17 protein-coding genes and 2 pseudogenes are annotated in these 19,178 nt (G+C 72.8%); 12 read left to right on the forward strand and 7 right to left on the reverse strand.

Annotated features, from left to right (window positions below; genetic code table 11):
- Window positions 1–111 precede the first annotated feature (111 nt).
- The 3 genes from ACZ60J_RS09880 to ACZ60J_RS09890 all read left to right on the forward strand — a co-directional run bounded on the left by ACZ60J_RS09880 (window position 112) and on the right by ACZ60J_RS09890 (window position 2,982).
- Complete coding sequence (locus ACZ60J_RS09880; protein WP_469680317.1) at window positions 112–1,356, forward strand: MFS transporter; 1,245 nt, start codon at window positions 112–114, stop codon at window positions 1,354–1,356.
- A 33-nt stretch (window positions 1,357–1,389) separates the two neighbouring features.
- On the forward strand, window positions 1,390–2,085 hold the full coding sequence (locus tag ACZ60J_RS09885) for an alpha/beta fold hydrolase (protein WP_469680319.1): 696 nt from the start codon (window positions 1,390–1,392) through the stop codon (window positions 2,083–2,085).
- A gap of 435 nt (window positions 2,086–2,520) precedes the next feature.
- Window positions 2,521–2,982, forward strand: a complete 462-nt coding sequence (locus ACZ60J_RS09890; protein ID WP_469680321.1) for a type II toxin-antitoxin system PemK/MazF family toxin — start codon at window positions 2,521–2,523, stop codon at window positions 2,980–2,982.
- A 24-nt stretch (window positions 2,983–3,006) separates the two neighbouring features.
- Here ACZ60J_RS09890 and ACZ60J_RS09895 read toward each other — a convergent pair whose 3' ends face one another.
- Window positions 3,007–3,300: a hypothetical protein gene (locus tag ACZ60J_RS09895; RefSeq protein WP_469680323.1), complete on the reverse strand. Its 294-nt coding sequence runs from the start codon at window positions 3,298–3,300 to the stop codon at window positions 3,007–3,009.
- Window positions 3,301–3,562: 262 nt separating this feature from the next.
- Here ACZ60J_RS09895 and ACZ60J_RS09900 point away from each other — a divergent pair, with 262 nt between their 5' ends.
- Both ACZ60J_RS09900 and ACZ60J_RS09905 read left to right on the forward strand, forming a co-directional pair.
- Window positions 3,563–4,420, forward strand: coding sequence for a class I SAM-dependent methyltransferase (locus ACZ60J_RS09900; RefSeq protein WP_469680325.1), 858 nt, complete (start codon window positions 3,563–3,565; stop codon window positions 4,418–4,420).
- Window positions 4,421–4,523: 103 nt separating this feature from the next.
- On the forward strand, window positions 4,524–5,351 hold the full coding sequence (locus ACZ60J_RS09905; RefSeq protein WP_469680327.1) for a dienelactone hydrolase family protein: 828 nt from the start codon (window positions 4,524–4,526) through the stop codon (window positions 5,349–5,351).
- Between the two features lie 42 nt (window positions 5,352–5,393).
- Here ACZ60J_RS09905 and ACZ60J_RS09910 read toward each other — a convergent pair whose 3' ends face one another.
- Window positions 5,394–6,251: a TIGR02452 family protein gene (locus ACZ60J_RS09910; protein ID WP_469680329.1), complete on the reverse strand. Its 858-nt coding sequence runs from the start codon at window positions 6,249–6,251 to the stop codon at window positions 5,394–5,396.
- Between the two features lie 72 nt (window positions 6,252–6,323).
- Between ACZ60J_RS09910 and egtA the strand changes: the two genes are divergently transcribed.
- The 4 genes and pseudogenes from egtA to egtD all read left to right on the forward strand — a co-directional run bounded on the left by egtA (window position 6,324) and on the right by egtD (window position 11,087).
- Window positions 6,324–7,793 (forward strand): ergothioneine biosynthesis glutamate--cysteine ligase EgtA, encoded by a 1,470-nt coding sequence (gene egtA / locus ACZ60J_RS09915; RefSeq protein WP_469680331.1) that lies wholly within the window; start codon window positions 6,324–6,326, stop codon window positions 7,791–7,793.
- Window positions 7,790–9,124: an ergothioneine biosynthesis protein EgtB gene (gene egtB / locus ACZ60J_RS09920; protein ID WP_469680333.1), complete on the forward strand. Its 1,335-nt coding sequence runs from the start codon at window positions 7,790–7,792 to the stop codon at window positions 9,122–9,124. The genes egtA and egtB overlap by 4 nt, the downstream gene beginning before the upstream one ends.
- Window positions 9,124–9,879: pseudogene (gene egtC, locus ACZ60J_RS09925) on the forward strand (ergothioneine biosynthesis protein EgtC); the annotation flags it as partial. The gene egtB and the pseudogene egtC, both read left to right, overlap by 1 nt.
- Before the next feature lie 155 nt (window positions 9,880–10,034).
- The gene (gene egtD / locus ACZ60J_RS09930; RefSeq protein WP_469680335.1) at window positions 10,035–11,087 is read left to right on the forward strand and encodes an L-histidine N(alpha)-methyltransferase; all 1,053 of its coding nucleotides are present in this window, start codon (window positions 10,035–10,037) and stop codon (window positions 11,085–11,087) included.
- A gap of 236 nt (window positions 11,088–11,323) precedes the next feature.
- Here the strand turns inward: egtD and ACZ60J_RS09935 are convergent.
- The 3 genes and pseudogenes from ACZ60J_RS09935 to ACZ60J_RS09945 all read right to left on the reverse strand — a co-directional run.
- A pseudogene (locus tag ACZ60J_RS09935) lies at window positions 11,324–11,854 on the reverse strand (lysophospholipid acyltransferase family protein); the annotation flags it as partial.
- Window positions 11,851–12,693, reverse strand: coding sequence for a GNAT family N-acetyltransferase (locus ACZ60J_RS09940; protein WP_469680337.1), 843 nt, complete (start codon window positions 12,691–12,693; stop codon window positions 11,851–11,853). The pseudogene ACZ60J_RS09935 and the gene ACZ60J_RS09940, both read right to left, overlap by 4 nt.
- A 172-nt stretch (window positions 12,694–12,865) precedes the next feature.
- Window positions 12,866–14,125: an extracellular solute-binding protein gene (locus ACZ60J_RS09945; protein WP_469680338.1), complete on the reverse strand. Its 1,260-nt coding sequence runs from the start codon at window positions 14,123–14,125 to the stop codon at window positions 12,866–12,868.
- Between the two features lie 168 nt (window positions 14,126–14,293).
- Between ACZ60J_RS09945 and ACZ60J_RS09950 the strand changes: the two genes are divergently transcribed.
- A complete protein-coding gene (locus tag ACZ60J_RS09950) occupies window positions 14,294–14,509 on the forward strand; it encodes a dodecin (protein ID WP_469680340.1) in 216 nt (71 codons plus the stop codon).
- A 164-nt stretch (window positions 14,510–14,673) separates the two neighbouring features.
- Here the strand turns inward: ACZ60J_RS09950 and ACZ60J_RS09955 are convergent, their stop codons facing one another.
- Entirely contained in the window at window positions 14,674–15,168 is a 495-nt protein-coding gene (locus tag ACZ60J_RS09955) for a phosphatase domain-containing protein (RefSeq protein ID WP_469680341.1), read from the reverse strand.
- 63 nt (window positions 15,169–15,231) lie between these two features.
- On the opposite strand from ACZ60J_RS09955, the gene ACZ60J_RS09960 reads away from it, so the two are divergent.
- On the forward strand, window positions 15,232–16,290 hold the full coding sequence (locus tag ACZ60J_RS09960) for an LLM class flavin-dependent oxidoreductase (protein ID WP_469680343.1): 1,059 nt from the start codon (window positions 15,232–15,234) through the stop codon (window positions 16,288–16,290).
- A 10-nt stretch (window positions 16,291–16,300) separates the two neighbouring features.
- A complete protein-coding gene (locus ACZ60J_RS09965) occupies window positions 16,301–18,712 on the forward strand; it encodes an excinuclease ABC subunit UvrA (RefSeq protein WP_469680345.1) in 2,412 nt (803 codons plus the stop codon).
- Between the two features lie 50 nt (window positions 18,713–18,762).
- Here the strand turns inward: ACZ60J_RS09965 and ACZ60J_RS09970 are convergent, their stop codons facing one another.
- A complete protein-coding gene (locus tag ACZ60J_RS09970) occupies window positions 18,763–19,134 on the reverse strand; it encodes a cupin domain-containing protein (RefSeq protein ID WP_469680347.1) in 372 nt (123 codons plus the stop codon).
- Between the last annotated feature and the right edge of the window lie 44 nt (window positions 19,135–19,178).

Genomic DNA, 19,178 nt, shown 5'->3' on the forward strand with positions numbered 1-19,178 from the left:
TGTTCCGTCGCACCCCCGCCGTCGCGACAGGGCGGCGCGCACTCCTCCCCACACCCCTCAGTGCACCCCTCCCCACCCCCTCGCCCCTTCCCAATTGCCCAGGAGGGCACCGTGGCCCTTTCCTCCCCCGGCACCGGCACCGCCGCCGCCACCACCGAGGCCCCCGCCAACCGGCGCGGCCTGCTCCCCTTGCTGCTCGTCGGCAACGGGGCCATGTACGCCCTCTACATCGGCGTCGCCGGCGTACTCCTCGCCCTCCAGGTCGAAGACATCGACGCCGCGAACAAGGTCGCCAACTTCGGCCTGATCGCAGGGGTCTCCGCGATCTTCGCGACGGTCTTCAACCCGGTCGCGGGCGCCCTGTCCGACCGCAGCGGACGGCGCAACCCCTGGATCCTGGGCGGTGGACTCGCCGCGATACCGGCGATGTTCCTGCTCGGCGCCGCGAACACGATCCTCCTCATCACCATCGCCTGGTGCCTCGGCCAGGCCGTGATGAACATCTACCAGGCCGCCATCACCTCCGTGGTCCCCGACCGCGTGCCCATGAGCGCCCGCGGCAAGGCGTCCGCCGCCGTCGGCCTCGGCCTGCCGCTCGGCTCGACCATCGGCGCCCTGATCGGCGCGGCCTTCTCGGACGACTACCGCACCGGATACCTGGTCTTCGGCGCGATCGTCGCCGGTGCCGCCGTCCTGTTCACCACCTGCACCCGCGAGGAACGGCGCCCGGCCAAGCCCGCCATGCCGGTCAAGGAGCAGCTCGCCGCCTTCGCGAGCGCCCTCAAGGACCACGACTTCCGCTGGGCGTTCATCGGGCGGGCCCTGCTGGTCCTCGGCTACTTCGCGGTGAACGGCTACCAGCTGTACATCATCCAGGACCACACGGTGCTGCCCGCCGACCTGGAGCCCGAGGCGGCAGTGGCCATCTTGATGCCGCTGAGCAGCGTGGCCATGGTCGTCTCCACCGTCCTCGGCGGCTGGCTCTCGGACAAGTACGACCGCCGCAAGCTCTTCGTCGGCGCCTCCGCCCTGCTGTCCGCCGTCGCGCTGGTGATCCCGGCCCTGTCGACCAGCTGGACGGCCATGCTGGCCTTCGCCGTGATCAACGGCCTCGCGTTCGGCTGCTACATGGCCGTGGACACCGCCCTCGTGACGATGGTGCTCCCCAAGGCCGAGGACGCCGCCCGCGACATGGGCGTCCTCAACATCGCCAACGCCGGCCCGCAGATCATCGCCCCCTTCGTCGCCTCCGTGATCGTCTCCGTCAGCGGCGGCTACACGGCCCTGTTCATCGCGGCCGCCGCCCTGGCCGTAGCCGGCGCCCTGGCCGTCAAGCCGATCCGCAGCGTCCGCTAAGAACGCCTCCCCCTCACTCCGAAAGGCACCACAGTGCACCTCCACACCCACACCTGGGGCGAAGGCGACCGCATCGCCCTCCTGATCCACGGGATCATGGCCGACCACCGGACCTGGCGCCGGGTCGGCCCCGCCCTCGCCGAGCGCGGCTACCGCGCCATCGCCGTGGACCTCCGCGGCCACGGCGCCAGCGGCCGGGGCGAGTACAACCTGGAGGCCTTCGCCGACGACGTGGTCGAAACCCTCCCGGCCGGCGCCGAGCTCGCCATCGGCCACTCCCTGGGCGGCCTGACCCTCGCGAAGGCCGTCAACCGCCTCAAGCCGCAGCGCGCCGTGTTCTCCGACCCGGCCTGGCACCTGGCGGAACTCGGCGAAGGCTTCGGCCCCGAGATGTTCGCCCAGTTCAAGTCGGCCCCCAAGGAACAGATCCAGGCCATGAACCCGCGCTGGGAGGAGGCCGACGTGGACATCGAACTGGCCACCCTGGCCCTCTGGGACGAGGCGACCGCCCTGAGCCTGGCCTCGCTGACGGGCACGGACCTCCTCCCGGCCGCACCGGTGGTCCCGTCCCTCGTCCAACTGGCGGACCCGAGCTTCCTGATCACACCGGAGCGCGCGACGCTCCTCAAGGAACGCGGCTTCGAGGTCCGCTCGGTCACCGGCGCCGGCCACACCATCCACCGCGACGACTTCGACGGCTTCATGGCATCACTGGAAGGCTGGATCTAACCCGCACCACCCACCCACCCACCCACCCACCCACCCACCCACCCACCCACCCGCCCCTCGACCGAACTCCATCTCCGACCGAGGGGCGGTCTGCGTGACCACACGGCCGGCAGTCGCCAACCCAACCGCAACCACATAGCGATCGACCGCGCCGCACACCCCCGACGTCGCTCTCCTCCCCCGCCCCGCCCCACCCTTCCCCCCGGCCCTTCCCCGGGGGGATCCCGGGAGTCTTGTGTTGTTCCGTGGTGGGACGGTCCGTCAAGGGTGGCCGAAGGCCATCGCGTAGCGACGCGACGCAGGAGCGCCCTTGACGGACCGTCCCACCACGGAAGGACGCTCGACTGCCGGGACGCCGCCCGGCACCCCACGCAGCCGCCGACCCACCGGCGCACGCACCCCCGAAGCACCCCCTCACCCGGTAACCTCGCCCGAATGACGGCACTTTCCCACCACAGCAATGGTCACGTCGAGCAACCGGGTCGCGACGGGGTCACAGCGACAACCGAGGCCGATCCGCATGCCATCGGGCCGGTGCAAACCTCTTACGCCCCCGATCGCGACGGGGACCCCGATCCCGGCGAAATCGTGTGGACCTGGGTCCCGTTCGAGGAGAACGACGGACGCGGCAAGGACCGGCCGGTCCTGGTCGTGGCCCGGGAAGAGCGCGGCACGCTCCTGGCCGTGCAGCTGTCCAGCAAGCGGCACGACCACGACCGGGAGTGGGTCCCCATCGGTACCGGCCCCTGGGACAACGCGGGACGCGAGTCCTGGGTGGACGTGGACCGGGTGCTGCGCGTACACGAGGACGGCATGCGGCGCGAGGCGTGCGCGCTGGACCTGGGCCGGTTCCAACTCGTAGTGGACCGACTCCGCGAGCGGTACGGCTGGCGCTAGGCCGTCTAGGCACTGTCCGGCGGATCATGCTTCGGGGTCGAGGGCCCGGAGGTCGTAGAGGTAGGAGCGGTCGTCCTTGAAGCTGCGCCAGACGGTGGCCGGGGGTTCGGGTTCGTCGCCGTTGCTGTTGAGGGGATGGGCGGTGACGAGACCGTCAGCGATCTCGCAGTGCCAGCCGTCGGTCGACGACCAGACACACCGCACGTTCCCGTCTGTTCGGCGATAGGCAGGGCGGCCGTTGTGCTCGCCGTCCCGTTCAAAGCGGTAACTGAGCCCGTCCGTGTGGCGCACGAAGGTGAAGGATGCGAGTGCCGTCATATCTTCGGCACTGTATGGGACGACGCTGCTGGAGGCTCTGGGTGCAACCAGATACAGGGCGCATCTCACGGGCGGAGTCGGAGCCGGATTGCGGCGACGGTGCCGGTGCCGTGGAAGACGCAGGCCCTCTTGTCGGGTGGCGACGGCCCGGGAGCCGGTTTGTCGCCCCTCCCCTCCCCTCCCCTCCCCTCCCCTCCCCTCCCCTCCCCTCCCCTCCCCTCCCCGACATGTGACCTCCCCTCCCCCTTGCGACAATGGGTCCATGACCGGCACAGGGCCCCAGGGCCCGGGGCGCTACGGCGAGCGGGTCTTCCGCCCCGAGGCCGGCGGCGAGGGGGACCGGATCGACCTCGGCTCCCTCACCTACGACGCGACGACCATGTCCCGGCTGCGCAGGCTGGGCGTGGGTCCGGGCTGGCGCTGCCTGGACCTCGGAGCGGGCACCGGGACGGTGGCGCGTCGGCTGCTGGAGGAGGCGGGGGTCGCGGAGGTCCTCGCGGTGGACCGGGACATACGTTTCCTCACCGCGCACCCCGTACCGGGCCTGACCCCCCTCCAGGCGGACATCACCGCGGACGGAATCTCCCCGAACCTCGCCCCAGCCCCCTCCCCATCTCCCTCCCCAGGCAGCTTCCACCTGGTCCACGCCCGCTTCCTCCTCATGCACCTGCCGGACCGGCCGCGGCTGGTGGCCCACTGCGTCGAGCTGCTCGCCCCCGGCGGGGTCCTGGTGATCAGCGACGCCGTGGACCTGACGACGGAGTCCGCACCCCTGACCCCGTACACCGCCGCGATGCGGGCCATGTGGCGCGGGCTGCGCGACAGCATCGGCACGGACGTGTCGCAGGTGGTCCACCACCCCGAGCTGCTGGAGGCGGCGGGGCTGGAATCGGTGGCGGCCGAGATCCACGTGCCGCCGCTGCTGCCGGGCAGCGCGATCAGCCGGTTCTGGGCGGACACCTGGGACCGGGCCCGGGCGGACATGCTGGCGACGGGACTGCTGGACGAGGAAGGGCTCGACGAGGCCCTACGCCTGCTGGACTCCCCGGGGTACGCCGGGCTGTCGCCCGGCATGCTCACGACCTGGGGCTGGAAACCGGGAGCCCCCAAAGCCCCGTAGCCGCACCACCTCCCTCTCCTTCCTCCCTCTCCCTCCCCCCGTCCTGTACGTTCCCTCCCGTCACAGTCGATGAGCGGGTCGATGAGCAGCGAGGCGGTCGTCCATGGCGGACCACGACCTGTCGGGTTTCGAACGCGGGGCGTTCACCCACGGGGGCAGCACGCGTCCCGTCCTGCGCCGCGGCAGTGGGCCCGCGGTGATCGTGATCGCGGAGATTCCCGGGATCACCCCGAAGGTGCTGGAGTTCGCCGAGCGGGTGGCCGCACTGGGCTGCACCGCCGTCCTCCCGGTGCTGTTCGGCACCCCCGGCCACGACCCCCACCCCAAGGCCCACGGCCTGCTGCGGGGCGCGCTGTACACCGCGTCCAGCCTGTGGAACGTGTGCGTGAGCCGGGAGTTCACCGTCCTGGCCACCGGCCGGAGTTCGCCCGTCGTGGACTGGCTGCGCGCACTGTCCGCGGACGAGCACAAGCGCTGCGGCGGCCCGGGCGTGGGCGCCGTCGGCATGTGCCTGACCGGCGGCTTCGCCCTGGCCATGGCCGTCGACGAGCACCTCCTCGTGCCCGTCCTGTCGCAGCCGTCCCTTCCCCTGGGCCTCACCGCCCGGCAACGGAACGGCATCGACATCTCGCCCGAGGACCTCGCCGCCGTCCGGGGACGCTGCGAGCGCGAGGGCCTGCAGGTGCTGGGGCTGCGCTTCAGGAGCGACCGGCTCACACCCGGCGGCCGCTTCGCCTTCCTGCGCCGCGAGCTCGGTGACGCCTTCGTCGCCGTCGAGCTGGAGGACGAGGCCGCCAACCCCGACGCCGTGTTGCCGCCGCACTCCGTGCTCACCGAGCACCTCGTCGACCAGCCCGGACAACCCACCCGCGCGGCGCTGGACCAGGTGCTCGACCTCTTCCGAACCCGCCTCCTCCCGGACGCGTCCTAACGGGGGCGGGGGCGGGGGCGCAGACACAGAAGGGGCCAGCCCCTACGCAGCCCCCTCCCCCACCCCCGCCAGCACCCGCTCGAACGTCTCCCGCGTCTCGGGCTTCCGGTCGAGCACGCCGAACACCACCCGTTCGAACACGCCGGCGAACCGGCCCCCGCCCGCCAGCAGCGCGCGGAAGGCCTCCGCCACCTGGGCCGGGTCGTTCTGGAAGACCCCGCACCCCCAGGCCCCCAGCACCAGCCCCCGGTACCCGTGCAGCGCCGCCACCTCCAGAACCAGCTCCGCCCGGCGCGCGAGGGCTGCCGGGATCTCCGGCACGCGGTCCGGCTCCTGGCGGCGGATGGTGCCCGCGTTCGGGGCCGGCGAGGTGAGGAATCCGGCCCGGAAGGGGGTGTCCAGCAGGTCGCCCCGGTCGTCGCGGAAGACGGGCACCCCGGGCGAGTGAATCACCCGGTCGGTGTAGAAGGTGCTGACCTCGGCACGGTGGATCTCGTAGTACTCCGGGGCCTCCAGGAGGGTCTCGTACAACGCCGAGGCGCGGCAGAGGGCCTCCTCCTGCGCCTTGGCGCCGCGGACGTAGCCGCCCCCGGGATTCCGGGCCGAAGCGAAGTTCAGGACGGCGACGGAAACGGTCCCGGGGCGTTCCCCGTGCTCTCCGGTGAGCCTGCGGGCGGCGACCGTGCTGCTCTCGCCGGTGACCTCGACGGCGGTCCGGTGGGCGCCCCACCCGTCCGGCTCGCCTGGAATGAGCAGGTTTGGGCCATATAGTCTGGTTCCTGCCTTGGCCTCCGCCACGGCGGCGGCAAGAGAGACCTGCCGCCCCGACCGCGTCCGGTACGTACCGGACGCCACGATCTCCGCGTTCTCCCGCGCGATCTCGCGCAATCTGCCGCTCATGCAGTGATCTTCCGCACTCCGGCACGGCGCCCGCAATGGATTTGTGCCGCAAGGGACGGGTAGGCACGGGTGATGTCACAGTCGACGACAGGAGACGAGGGCCCCGTCATGCCCCAGGACTCGCTCACCCGACTGACCGAAGCAACCGCCGAGGAGCTGCTCCACGGCATCTGTTTCAAGACGGGCCCGCCCCGCCTGCTGGGCGCGGAGCTCGAATGGCTGGTGTTCGACCTCGAACAGCCGGGCCTGCCCGTATCCCCCGACCGGCTTGCCGCCGCGCACGCCGCTGCCCACGCCCTCCCCCTCGGTTCCGCCGTCACCGTCGAGCCCGGCGGCCAGCTGGAGCTCAGCTCCGCCCCCGCCACCTCCCTGACCGGCTGCATCGACGGCCTCCAAGCCGATCTGACCGCCGTCCGGGGCGCCCTGCGCACCCAGGGGCTGGCGCTGCGCGGACTCGGCCAGGACCCCCGCCGGCCCCTGACGCGGATGCTGACCAGCCCGCGGTACGACGCCATGGAGACCTACTTCGACCGCACCGGCCCGGCCGGGCGCGCCATGATGCGCGCCTCGGCCTCCGTGCAGGTCTGCGTGGACGCCGGTTACGAGGAGCCCGGACCGCTGGGTCACGGCAGGCGCTGGCGCCTCGCCCACCTCCTCGGTGCGGTACTGGTCGCCGCCTTCGCCAACTCCCCTGCGCACGAAGGCCCGTACGCCGGCTGGCGGTGTGCGCGCCAGGGGGTCTGGAGCGACCTCGACACCCGGCGCTCGCTCGCCCCGCCGCTGGAGACGGAGCCGCGCGATGCGTGGGCCCGGCAGGCGCTGGACACCGAGGTGATGTGCGTACGGACGGACGAGGAGGACGCCCCCTGGGAGGTACCGCGCGGGCTGACCTTCCGCGACTGGCTGCGCTCCGACGAAAGTCCCCGCGCCCACGGCGCTCACCGCCCGCCGACCGCCGCCGATCTGGACTACCACCTGACCACCCTCTTCCCCCCGGTGCGGCCCCGGGGCCATCTGGAGATGCGGATGATCGACGCCCAGCCCGGCGAGGACGGCTGGCTGGTCCCGGTGGCCGTCGTGCACGCGCTGTTCGACGACCCGGAGGCCGCGGAGACCGCGTACCGGGTGGCGAAGGGGCTGGCCGACTCCTACGGCGCCCAGCCCGCGCCGCGCAATCCGCTGTGGCGGTCCGCCGCCCGTGACGCGCTGTCCGATCCGGAACTGCGGTCCGCGGCCCGCGCCTGCTTCCGCGCCGCGGCCGCGGCGCTGCCCAGGCTGGGAGCCGGGGGCCATGTCATCGACACGGTAGGCGAGTTCACCGATCGCTACGTGTCCCGCGGCCGATGCCCGGCCGACGACCGAACCGAACCGGAGCAGACGCGGACGCGGACGCAGACGCAGACGCAGACGCAGACACAGACACAAACGCCAAGCGAGACGCAAACGCACCCGCACCCGCACCCGCACACGCACCCGCAGGCACCGACCCGCCCGCACCCGCGACCCCGACCGCAGCCGGCCGGCGAGGAGGCACGCTCATGACCACCGAACCGGAGCTCCTGCGCGAGCGGGCCGCCGCCGCCCTGACCGCGGCGCGTGTCCGCACGGCCGGGCTCACCGATGCCGTCAGCGAGGCGGAACTGACCGCCCAGCACTCCCCCTTGATGTCCCCGCTGGTCTGGGACCTCGCGCACATCGGGAACATGGAGGAGCTCTGGCTGCTGCGCAACGTGGCGGGCCGCGAGTCCATGCACCCCGAGATAGACCCGCTCTACGACGCGTTCGAGCATCCCCGCGCCGAGCGCCCGAAGTTGCCGCTGCTGAGCCCGGACGAGGCCCGCCGGTACGCCGCCGAGGTGCGCGGCCGGGTCTTCGACCTGCTCGACCGCACCCCCCTGGAGGGCACGGCCCTGCTGGACGGCGGTTACGTCTTCGGGATGATCGCCCAGCACGAACAGCAGCACGACGAGACGATGCTGATCACCCATCAGCTTCGCCAAGGCGCGCCGGTACTGGCGGCGCCCGACCCGGATCCACCACGAGCACCGCTGCCGACGGCGACCGAAGTGCTCATACCCGGCGGCCCGTTCACGATGGGCACCTCCGCGGAGCCCTGGTCGCTGGACAACGAGCGGCCCGCGCACCGGCGCGAGGTCGAGGCGTTCTGGATCGACACCGTTCCGGTGACCAATGCCGCCTACCAGGAGTTCATGGCGGACGGCGGGTACCACGAGGAGCGGTGGTGGGAGGCGCCCGGCTGGTCGGAGATCCGGCGGCACGGGATCGAGGCCCCGCTGTTCTGGCACCGCGAGGGCGGCACCTGGCTGCGCCGCCGCTTCGGGGTCACCGAGCCGGTGCCCGGGGACGAGCCGGTGCTGCACGTGAGCTGGTACGAGGCCGACGCGTACGCCCGCTGGGCGGGGCGGCGGCTGCCCACCGAGGCGGAGTGGGAAAAGGCAGCCCGCCACGATCCGGCGGCCGACCGCTCCACCCGCTATCCGTGGGGGGACGCGGACCCCACCCCCGCGCATGCCAATCTCGGCCAGCGCCACCTGCGCCCGGCCCGGGCGGGCGCCTATCCGGCCGGGTCCTCCCCGCTCGGGGTGCGCCAGCTCATCGGCGACGTGTGGGAGTGGACGGCTTCGGACTTCCTGCCCTATCCCGGCTTCCGGGCGTTCCCCTACCGCGAGTACTCGGAGGTGTTCTTCGGCCCCGAGCACAAGGTGCTGCGCGGCGGTTCCTTCGCCGTGGACGCCGTGGCATGCCGGGGCACCTTCCGCAACTGGGACCTCCCGGTGCGCCGGCAGATCTTCTCGGGGTTCCGGACCGCGCGCGACGCCGCGCCCGCGAACTCCGCCGCCGGGTCGGCCTGATGTGCCGTCACCTCGCCTATCTCGGGACGCCCGTGAGCCTCGGCCGGGTGCTGAGCGATCCCGAGCACTCGCTGGTCCGGCAGTCGTGGGAGCCGCGCCGTCAGCGTTCCGGCACGGTCAACGCGGACGGCTTCGGTGTCGGCTGGTACGCGGAGGGGGACCCGGTGCCCGCCCGCTACCGCCGGGCCGGGCCGATCTGGGGCGACCTGACCTTCGGCGACCTCGCCCGGGTGGTCCGCAGCGGGGCCGTGCTGGCCGCCGTACGGGACGCCACGCGTCCGGGGGCGGACGGGGAGGCGGCGGCCGCTCCGTTCGCGGAGGGGCACTGGCTGTTCAGCCACAACGGCTCGCTGCGGGACTGGCCGGACGCCGCGGCCCCCGTCGCGGCGTGTCTGCCGCCCCAGGAGCTGCTGTCGCTGGCCGCCCGGACGGATTCGGCCCTGATCTGGGCGCTGGTCCTGCACCGGCTGCGGGCGGACCCGGACCTCGGTGCGGCGCTGGCCGGGACGGTGCGGGAGCTGGCCGAGGCCGCGCCCGGGTCCCGGCTGAACCTGCTGCTGACCGACGGCCAGGCCATCGCGGCGACGGCCTGGGGGGATTCCCTGTGGTACCTGGCCGACACGGCGGCGCAGCGCACGGTGGTGGCCTCGGAGCCCTACGACGACGACGCGCGCTGGTGCGAGGTCCCCGACGGGACCCTGCTGACCGCGACCCGCAGCCGGATCGACCTCGTCTCCCTGAAGGAGCCCCCCGCCGGCCCGTCACGCGCACGCCACGCAGAGCAGACGCACCACTCACTCGACTCACCCCACGCACTCGACTCACCCCACGCACTCCAGGCACTGCACTCACTCCAGGCACCGCACGAGCCGCACGCACCGCAGCAGCAGCAGCAAGGAGACGAAGGCAAGTGAACGACTTCCAGCTGACCCGCACCCTCGACGAGCACGCCGCCGACACGGCGCTGCGTACGGATGTGCACGACGGGCTGACCCGGTCCCCCAAGTCCCTGCCGCCCAAGTGGTTCTACGATGCCCGCGGCAGTGAACTCTTCGAGGAGATCACCCGGTTGCCCGAGTACTACCCGACGCGCGCCGAGCGGGAGATCCTGCTCGAACGGGCCCGGGAGATCGCCTCGGTGAGCGGGGCCCGCACCTTGGTGGAGCTCGGGTCCGGCTCCTCGGAGAAGACCCGGCACCTGATCGAGGCGCTGCCCGCGCTGGACACGTACATCCCGGTGGACGTGAGCGAGAGCGCGCTGACCGGGGCGGCGAAGGTCCTGTTGGACGAGCATCCGGGGCTGCGCGTCCACGCGTTGCTCGCCGACTTCACGCGCGCGCTGCAGTTGCCGGACTCCCCCGGACCCCGGCTGGTGGTGTTCCTGGGCGGCACGATCGGGAACCTGTTGCCGGCGGAGCGGGCGGTGTTCCTGGCGGACGTACGGGCGATGCTGTCGCCCGGGGACGCACTGCTGATGGGGACGGACCTGGTGAAGGACCCGGCCGTCCTGGTGTCGGCGTACGACGACGCGCAGGGGGTGACGGCCGAGTTCAACGGGAACGTGCTGTCCGTGGTGAACCGGGAGCTGGGCGCGGACTTCCACACCGCCGACTTCGCGCACGTGGCGGTGTGGAACCGGGAGCACGAGTGGATCGAGATGCGGCTGCGGGCCCGCAGGCAGCTGGTGGTGAAGGTCCGGGCGCTGGATCTGGAAGTGCCCTTCGAGGCGGGTGAGGAGATCCTGACGGAGATCTCTGCGAAGTTCCGTCAGGACGGGGTCCGTAAGGAACTCGCTTCCGCAGGGCTTGAGTTGACCCATTGGTGGACGGACGCCGCGGGCCGCTTCGCCCTGTCGCTGTCGGTGGCGGACGGCATCGGCACCGACGGCTGGGAGGGCACTGCGGGCAGCAGCAGCGGCGCCGGTCGCGACACGGGTACCGGTTCGGCGAGCACGGCGGCCTGAGCCGCGGCCGCGAGGTCCCGCCGGTGTGCGTACCGGCCCGGCGGGATCCGCGGCAGCAGCCGGACCTCGGCGCGCACCCCGCGGGCCCGCGCGATCCGCCACAGCGAGGCGGTCAGCGGATCGTCCCCGACGAAGGCGGGCGCCCCGGCCGGCCCCCCGTCGTCGAGCAGGTAGGTGATCCGTACGGGCTGTACGGGCACCCGCGCATCCAGCGCGGCCTGGAACGCGGCCCGGCGGAAGGGGCCTTGGGCCCGCCCGCACCAGGTGGAGCCCTCGGGGTAGACGGTCACGCGGTCACCGTCGAGCAGGGCCCGGGTGAGGAGGCCCACGGTGGCGGGGAGGGTGCGGAGCCGGTCGCGTTCGATGTAGAGGGTGCCGGCCTGCCGGGAGAGCGGTCCGAGGACCGGCCAGCTGCGGATGTCGCTCTTGGCCAGCATCCGGGAGGGCATGACGGCGGCGACGAGCGGGATGTCCAGCCAGGAGATGTGGTTGGCGACGATCAGCCGGCCGCGGCCGGGGCCGGGTGTCCCGTGCACGGTGATCCGCAGGCCGAAGGCGCCCAGCAGGGCGGTCGCCCAGGCCCGTACCAGCACGTGCCGGGTCCGCTCCGGCAGCAGCCGCAGCGGCGGGGCTCCCAGGATCCCGAGCAGGACCAGGGCGATGGCGGCGGCGAGCCGCAGGACCGCGCGCGGCACGCTCGCGGTGCGCCCCTCGTGGCCGGCGCAGTCCTCGGGGGTGCAGGGCGAGGTCGGGAGCCAGGCGCTCATGCGGACGGGGCGAGCGACAGGAAGTGCTTGAGGTAGCGGGGGTTGGTGCGCCGCAGGGAGAGCAGGACGTACAGGTCGGCGCAGCCGAACTCGGCGTCCAGGGCGGGCTCGCCGCAGACCCAGGCGCCCAGGCGCAGGTAGCCGCGCAGCAGCGGGGGCAGCTCCATCCGGCCGGGGACGTCGATGCCTTCGGGGCTCCAGGGCAGGTGCGGGGTGACCCGGTACTCGACGGGTGCGAGGCTGCGGGCGAGGACGTTCTCCCGGGTGGCGGCGGCCAGCACCCCGCCGTCGGAGAGCGGTATGGAGCAGCAGCCGGCGAGCCAGTTGTGCCCGGAGGTGTCCATGTAGCGGGCGAGGCCGGCCCAGATGAGGGCGATGACGGCGCCGTTGCGGTGGTCGGGGTGGACGCAGGAGCGGCCCACCTCGACCAGGTCGGGGCGGATGGGGGCGAGGGCGGAGAGGTCGAACTCGCCCTCCGAGTAGAGGCGTCCGGCCACGGCGGCGCGTTCGGGGGGCAGCAGCCGGTAGGTGCCGACGACCTGCTCGGCCTCTTCGTCCACGACGAGGAGGTGGTCGCAGTAGGCGTCGAAGGGGTCGGAGTCCAGGCCCGGCTCCGGGCCGTCGAGACGGGCACCGAGCTCGCCGGCGAAGACCTGGTGGCGCAGCCGCTGTGCGGCGCGCACCTCGTCCTCGTTGCGGGCGAGGCGGACGGCGTAGTGGGGTGCGGGTGCTGCCGCGGGGGCGTCCGCCGGGCGCCGGGCGGGTGCCGGGGCGGGGAGGAGGGCGGGGGACGCGGCGGACGGGGACAGGACGGACGGGGACAGGGGGGCGATGGTCATGACGGCTCCTGGTCCGGCACGGGAAGCCAGGCCGGCGGGTGTGTGGCCTGGCTTCTTTACTTCTTCCGTGACCGGCTGGATTCGACATGGCCGCTTCGCGGCCCTCGGATGTGCGGACGCTGAACTTGGCGGGCGGGCCCCCGGGGGGCTGCCCCCGGGGCAGCGGTCGGGGTCAGCGGTCGGAGCTGAGGACCTTGCTGATGGTGTCGGAGGCCGCCTTCGCCGCCGTCGCGGGGTCCTGGCCGGTGAGCACGGCCGTCATGAACGGCTTGATCGGGTTCTTGGCCTCCACCTCGGCCCAGCGGGGGGACTGCGGGGTGGCGCGGCCCTGGGCCGCGCCGGGGGCCATCGCGGTGGCTCCGTCGTTGCCCTCGACGACGTGCGCGAGGGTGGTCTTGTTGGGCACGTAGCTCATCGTGCGGGCGAGTTCGGTCTGCCACTTCTCGCTGACCAGGGCCGTGATCACGTCGACCGCCTGCTTACGCTGCTTCGTCTTCTCGGGGATGATCAGGTCCGAGCCGCCGGTGAAGACCGAGCCCACCTTCTCGGCCGTCTTGCCGGGGATCGGGAAGAAGCCGAGCTTGCCCTTGAGGTCCGGGTTCGCGGCCTCGATGGCGGCGGCCTGGCCGGGCGGGGCGATGATCTGGGCGATCCCGCCGCGGGCGAAGACGTCGGACTGCGGGGGCGTCTCCTCGTCGGCGTCCTTGGGGCCGTCACCGAGGGCCTGGAGCTGCTTGTAGAACTCCATTCCGGCCATGGCCTTCTCCTCGTTGAGGGTGCCGAGCCACTGGCCGCTGCTCTCGACGGCGAGTTCGCCGCCCTCGTCCCAGATGAACCCGGCGAGGACGTACCAGTTCTGCCCGGCGAGGTAGATGCCCTGCTGGGGGCCCTTGTCGAGCTTCTGGGTGGCCTGGATCCACTCCTGGCGGGTCTTGATCGGCGTCTTGACCCCCGCGTTGGCGAAGAGCTCCTTGTTGTAGATCACCACGCGGTTGGCGGCGTACCACGGGACGCCGAACTGGGCTCCGCGGACCTTTCCCGGTTCGGAGAGGCCTTTCAGCCAGTCCTTGCCGTCCCACTCGCGCAGGGCTTCCAGGGTGAGCTCCGAGACGCCGCCGCCCTCCACGTACTGGGCGACCTGGGTGTTGCCGACCTCGATGACGTCGGCGCTCTCCGCACTCTTGCCGGACAGCACGGCGTTGACCTTGTCGCCGATGCCCTTCCACTCCTGGATCTTCACTTCGAGGTCCACGCCCGGGTGCTCCTTCTCGAAGCTGGTCGTGAACCGGCCTATGAACTCCTCGGAGGCGCTGCCCTTCATCAGCCACAGCGTCACCTTCTGCGTACCCCCGCCCGACCCGGCGAGGCCGCAGCCGGTGAGAGCGGTCGCGGCCGCGAGAGCGGTGGACACGGCAAGGAAGCGCATCTTCACGAAAGGTCACCTTCTGGGGGGATGGATCGCAGATGGCTTGAAATTGGCATAGACCAATGGGTGGGTCAAGGGGGTATCGCTATGGATTGTTCACGCAAAGTTCGCGGACCCGGACTTACTGGGGCACCGTAGAACAAGGCAACAGCCACCCAGTGTCGGGAGAGCTCCATGTCCAATCACACGTACCGGGTGACCGAGATCGTGGGCACGTCCAACGAGGGCATCGATCAGGCCATCCGCAACGGCATCGCGCGGGCGGGCGAAACCCTCCACAACCTTGACTGGCTCGAAGTGGTTCAGATCAGAGGGCACATCGAGAACGGCGAAGTCGCGCACTACCAGGTGGGGATCAAGGTCGGCTTCCGACTCGACGGCGAGGCCTGAGGCCCGGCACGCCCGGGGCTCTACGGGCTCTACGGCCCCTCCGGCCCCTCCGGGCTCTACGAGCGCCAAGTGACACCCGGGGGGCACATGCTCCCGGGGTGCGGCCTCCCCGGGCCCCTCGGGCCCGCCCGAGGGGCCCGGAGGCGCGGGGTGCGGACGTGCCCTCAGGTGCGGCCCTCGCCCTCCTGCGCGTCCTTGAGCTCCGGCGCGTCCGACGCCCAGTCCGCCAGGACCACGCGGAAGCCCTCCGCGCGCGCCGCCCCGCACACCAGCTCGTCGTCGTCCACGAGCATCCGCACCTCGCGGCCCCGCGAGATCCGCCGCAGCACTTCGAGCTTGGCCGTCCGGGCGGGCCGCCGGTCCTGGTTCCCGCGCATCCACAGCCGCCCCTCGGGCAGTCCGTTGCGCGCGAGCCAGTCCTCCGTGTCCGCGCGGCACCGCTCCGGGCGGCCGGTGAGGTACGTGACCTCGCAGTCGGCCGCGCTCTCCACCGCGAGCGCGATCCCGCGGGCGAGGGGCGGATCGGCCGGGGCCGCGCCGAAGAACCCGTTCCAGTCGCGCGGCCGGCGCTCCAGGAAGTGCTGGCGGTGGGCGGTGTCGGCCAGCGTGTTGTCGATGTCGAAGACGGCCAGGGGCCTGCGATTCTGAGTCTCGGTCACCCCGCCAGCCTAAGCAGGGCGGGCCGTCGGGAATCCTGACGCCCTGCGCGCGTTGACCCCAGTGTGATCCGCACACTCTCGATACTCGACCGGTCCCGCACCCGCGAGGGCCACCCCGCCGCCCAGGCCCTGCGCGACACCGTGGAGCTCGCGCGCACCGCGGAGCGGCTCGGGTACCACCGGTTCCTGGTCTCCGAGCACCACAGCGTGCCCGGGGTCGCCGGTTCCGCGCCCACGGTGCTCGCCGCCGCCGTCGCCGGGGCGACCTCCCGGATCCGCGTCGGCACCGGCGGCGTGATGCTGCCCAACCACCAGCCCCTGGTGGTCGCCGAGCAGTTCGGGGTCCTGGAGTCGCTGTTCCCCGGCCGGATCGACATGGGCCTCGGCCGCTCGGTCGGTTTCACCGGCGGGATCCGGCGCGCGCTGGGGCGGGACACCGCCGACGCCGACCGGTTCGAGGAGCAGCTCGCGGAGCTGCTGGGCTGGCTCGACGGCTCCCAGCGGGCCTACCCCGACGTGCACGCCCGCCCGGCGGAGGGGATGCGGATCCCGGCGTACGTGCTGGCCACCGGCGAGGGAGCCGGCATCGCGGCCCGCGCCGGGCTGCCCCTGGTCGTGGGGGACCTGCGGACCCGGGCGCGGGTCGCGGAGATCATCACGGCGTACCGCGAGGAGTTCCGCCCCTCCGCCTGGGGTGCGCGGCCGTACGTCGTGGTCTCCGGGACGGTCGCGGTGGCGGCCACCGCCGAGGCCGCCCGGCGGATCCTGGTGCCGGAGGCCTGGGCCGTCGCGTACTCGCGGACCCGGGGCAGCTTCCCGCCGCTGCGGCCGGCCGAGGAGATCGAGGCCCTCCCCATGAGCCCCAAGGAGCGGGAGCTGTACGAGGGCGCCCTCGCCGGGCACGTCCACGGCACGGAGGAGCAGGTCGCGGCAGAGCTGTCCGCGGTCGCGGAGCTGACCGGGGCGGACGAACTGCTGGTCACCACGTCCACGTACGACCGGACGGCGCTGGTGGACTCCTTCGCGCGGCTCGCCCGCCTCACCGGCCTCACCGAGACCTCCGACGGGCAAGCGACCGGGCCCGCGGACCCCCTCGGGCAGCCCACCGGCCCGGGACACTAAACTGGGACGAATGCACCAGCCCGCCACCCCGCACGTCACCCCGCACGCCCACGATCCCTACGTCCGCGTCCGCGGCGCCCGGGAGCACAATCTGCGCGGGGTCGACGTGGACGTTCCGCGTGACGCGCTGACCGTGTTCACCGGGGTCTCCGGCTCCGGGAAGAGCTCGCTGGCGTTCGGCACGCTCTTCGCCGAGGCCCAGCGCCGGTACTTCGAGTCCGTGGCCCCGTACGCCCGCCGGCTGATCCACCAGATCGGCGCGCCGAAGGTCGATTCCGTCACCGGGCTCCCGCCGGCCGTCTCGCTGGAGCAGCGGCGCTCCTCCCCCGGGTCCCGGTCCTCGGTCGGGACGGTGACCACCCTGTCCAACTCGCTGCGGATGCTGTACTCGCGGGCGGGCTCCTACCCGCCCGGCGCCGAGCGGCTGGACTCCGACTCCTTCTCCCCCAACACCGCGGCCGGGGCCTGCCCTTCCTGCCACGGCCTGGGCCGCGTGCACCGCACCAGCGAGGAACTGCTGGTGCCGGACGCGGGCCTGTCGATCCGTCAGGGCGCCATCGCCGCCTGGCCCGGCGCCTGGCAGGGCAAGAACCTGCGCGACATCCTGGAGGCCCTCGGCCACGACGTGGACGCGCCCTGGCGGGAGCTTGCGGCGGCGGACCGCGAGTGGATCCTGTTCACCGAGGAGCAGCCGGTGGTGACGGTGCACCCGGTGCGGGAGGCCGACCGGATCCAACGGCCTTACCAGGGCACGTACATGAGTGCCCACCGGTACGTGATGCGGACCTTCTCCGACAGCAAGAGCCTCACCCTGCGGGCCCGTGCCGAGAAGTTCCTGACCGATGCGCCGTGTCCGGTGTGCGAGGGCAGGCGGCTGCGTCCGGAGGCCCTGGCCGTGACCTTCGCCGGCCACACCATCGCGGAGGCGTCGGCCCTGGCACTGACGGAGCTGGACGGCGTACTGGCCACCGCGCACGGCGGCGGCGAAGCGTTCCGGGTGCTCACCGAGGACCTGCGCTCCCGGATCGGCCCGGTCACCGAGCTGGGGCTGGGCTACCTGAGCCTGGACCGCGCCGCCCCGACCCTGTCGGCGGGAGAGCTGCAACGGCTGCGGCTGGCGACGCAGTTGCGTTCGGGGCTGTTCGGGGTGGTGTACGTACTGGACGAGCCGTCGGCCGGGCTGCACCCGGCCGACACGGAGGCACTGCTCGGCGTCCTGGACCGACTCAAGGGCGCCGGCAACACGGTGTTCGTGGTGGAGCACGACCTGGCCGTGGTGCGGCACGCGGACTGGCTGGTGGACGTCGGACCGCTCGCCGGGGAGCACGGCGGGAGGGTGCTGCACAGCGGGCCCCCGGAGGCTCTGGCGGCGGTGGCGGAATCGGCGACGGCCCCGTACCTGTTCGGGGTCCGACGGCCGGACGAGTGGCGTTCGGCGGCCCCGCGGAAGGCGACCGGGTCCGTCCGGCTCACCGGTGTCGACCGGCACAACTTGCGGGACGTGGCGGCGGAGTTCCCGCTCGGGGTGTTCACGGCGGTGACCGGGGTGTCGGGGTCCGGGAAGTCCACGCTGGTGGGCCAGGCCCTCGCGCGGGAGGTCCACGAGCGGCTGGCGGAGCCGGAGTTCCCGGTGCGGCGGCTGGTGGAGGTGGACCAGAAGCCCATCGGCCGGACCCCGCGCTCCAACCTGGCCACGTACACGGGGCTCTTCGACGTGGTGCGCCGGCTCTTCACGGCGGCGCCGGAAGCGAAGGCGCGGGGCTGGAAGGCGGGCCGCTTCTCCTTCAACGTGCCGGGCGGGCGGTGCGAGGCCTGCCAGGGCGAGGGCTTCGTCTCGGTGGAGCTGCTGTTCCTGCCCAGCACCTACGCCCCGTGTCCGGAGTGCGCGGGAGCCCGCTACAACTCCGAGACCCTGGAGGTCCGTTACTCGGGACTGAACATCGCCGAGGTGCTCGCCCTGACGGTCGAGTCGGCGGCCTCCTTCTTCGCCGGGGTTCCGGCGGCGGCCCGCAGCCTCGGCGCGCTGTCGGACATCGGCCTGGGGTACCTGCGCCTCGGCCAGCCCGCCACGGAGCTGTCGGGCGGCGAGGCGCAGCGCATCAAGCTGGCGACGGAGCTCCAGCGCGTGCGCCGCGACCACACCCTGTACCTGCTGGACGAGCCGACGACGGGACTCCATCCGGCCGATGTCACGGTGCTGCTGCGGCAGTTGCACGGCCTGGTGGACGCCGGTCACTCGGTGGTGGTCGTGGAGCACGACATGGCGGTGGTGGCGGGCGCCGACTGGGTCATCGACCTGGGGCCGGGCGGCGGCGCGGACGGCGGCCGGGTGGTGGCCGCCGGCACGCCTGCCGAGGTGTCCCGCGCCGCGGGCAGCCGTACGGCGGCCTATCTGGCGCGAGCCCTCGCGGCGGTCCGGTAGCCGGGCGGGCGGTCACGCGTGGGGCACGCGGTCAGGCGTGGGGCGACTGGTCACGCGCCCTGGGCCTTGGCGAAGTCTCCGTAGCCCTGCCAGTCGATGACGACGCACGGCTCGTCGCCGAGCACCCAGGCATCGTGGCCGGGGTCGATCTGGATGAAGTCTCCGGGCTGCGCCTCGATGCTGTCGCCGCCGTCCATGACGATCTTCATCCGGCCGCTGATGACGTAGGCCACGTGGGCGGCCTCACAACTATCGGTCCCCGCAATGGGCTTGATGTGCTGCGACCACTGCCATCCGGGCTCGAACACGGCCCGGCCGATCGGCCCGTGCTCGGTGTTGAGCAGGTCGAGCCTGCCCTTGCCGTCCTCGAAACGACGGGTCTCGTCCGCGGAATCGAAGCCCCTTCGCACGATTCCAGTCATGATGGTCGACCTCCCGGCGCACCGCTGCCCCGAGTCCACTTCTC

It is taken from the genome of Streptomyces sp. NPDC104226 (assembly GCF_055584085.1).

What these genes read in the sequence shown, in the direction of transcription:
- ACZ60J_RS09890 (WP_469680321.1), top strand. Translation starts at nt 2,521, where the DNA reads ATGACGGCACTTTCCCACCACAGCAATGGTCACGTCGAGCAACCGGGT.
- ACZ60J_RS09895 (WP_469680323.1), bottom strand. Translation starts at nt 3,300, where the DNA reads ATGACGGCACTCGCATCCTTCACCTTCGTGCGCCACACGGACGGGCTC.
- ACZ60J_RS09900 (WP_469680325.1), top strand. Translation starts at nt 3,563, where the DNA reads ATGACCGGCACAGGGCCCCAGGGCCCGGGGCGCTACGGCGAGCGGGTC.
- ACZ60J_RS09905 (WP_469680327.1), top strand. Translation starts at nt 4,524, where the DNA reads ATGGCGGACCACGACCTGTCGGGTTTCGAACGCGGGGCGTTCACCCAC.
- ACZ60J_RS09910 (WP_469680329.1), bottom strand. Translation starts at nt 6,251, where the DNA reads ATGAGCGGCAGATTGCGCGAGATCGCGCGGGAGAACGCGGAGATCGTG.
- egtA (WP_469680331.1), top strand. Translation starts at nt 6,324, where the DNA reads ATGTCACAGTCGACGACAGGAGACGAGGGCCCCGTCATGCCCCAGGAC.
- egtB (WP_469680333.1), top strand. Translation starts at nt 7,790, where the DNA reads ATGACCACCGAACCGGAGCTCCTGCGCGAGCGGGCCGCCGCCGCCCTG.
- ACZ60J_RS09940 (WP_469680337.1), bottom strand. Translation starts at nt 12,693, where the DNA reads ATGACCATCGCCCCCCTGTCCCCGTCCGTCCTGTCCCCGTCCGCCGCG.
- ACZ60J_RS09950 (WP_469680340.1), top strand. Translation starts at nt 14,294, where the DNA reads ATGTCCAATCACACGTACCGGGTGACCGAGATCGTGGGCACGTCCAAC.
- ACZ60J_RS09965 (WP_469680345.1), top strand. Translation starts at nt 16,301, where the DNA reads ATGCACCAGCCCGCCACCCCGCACGTCACCCCGCACGCCCACGATCCC.
- ACZ60J_RS09970 (WP_469680347.1), bottom strand. Translation starts at nt 19,134, where the DNA reads ATGACTGGAATCGTGCGAAGGGGCTTCGATTCCGCGGACGAGACCCGT.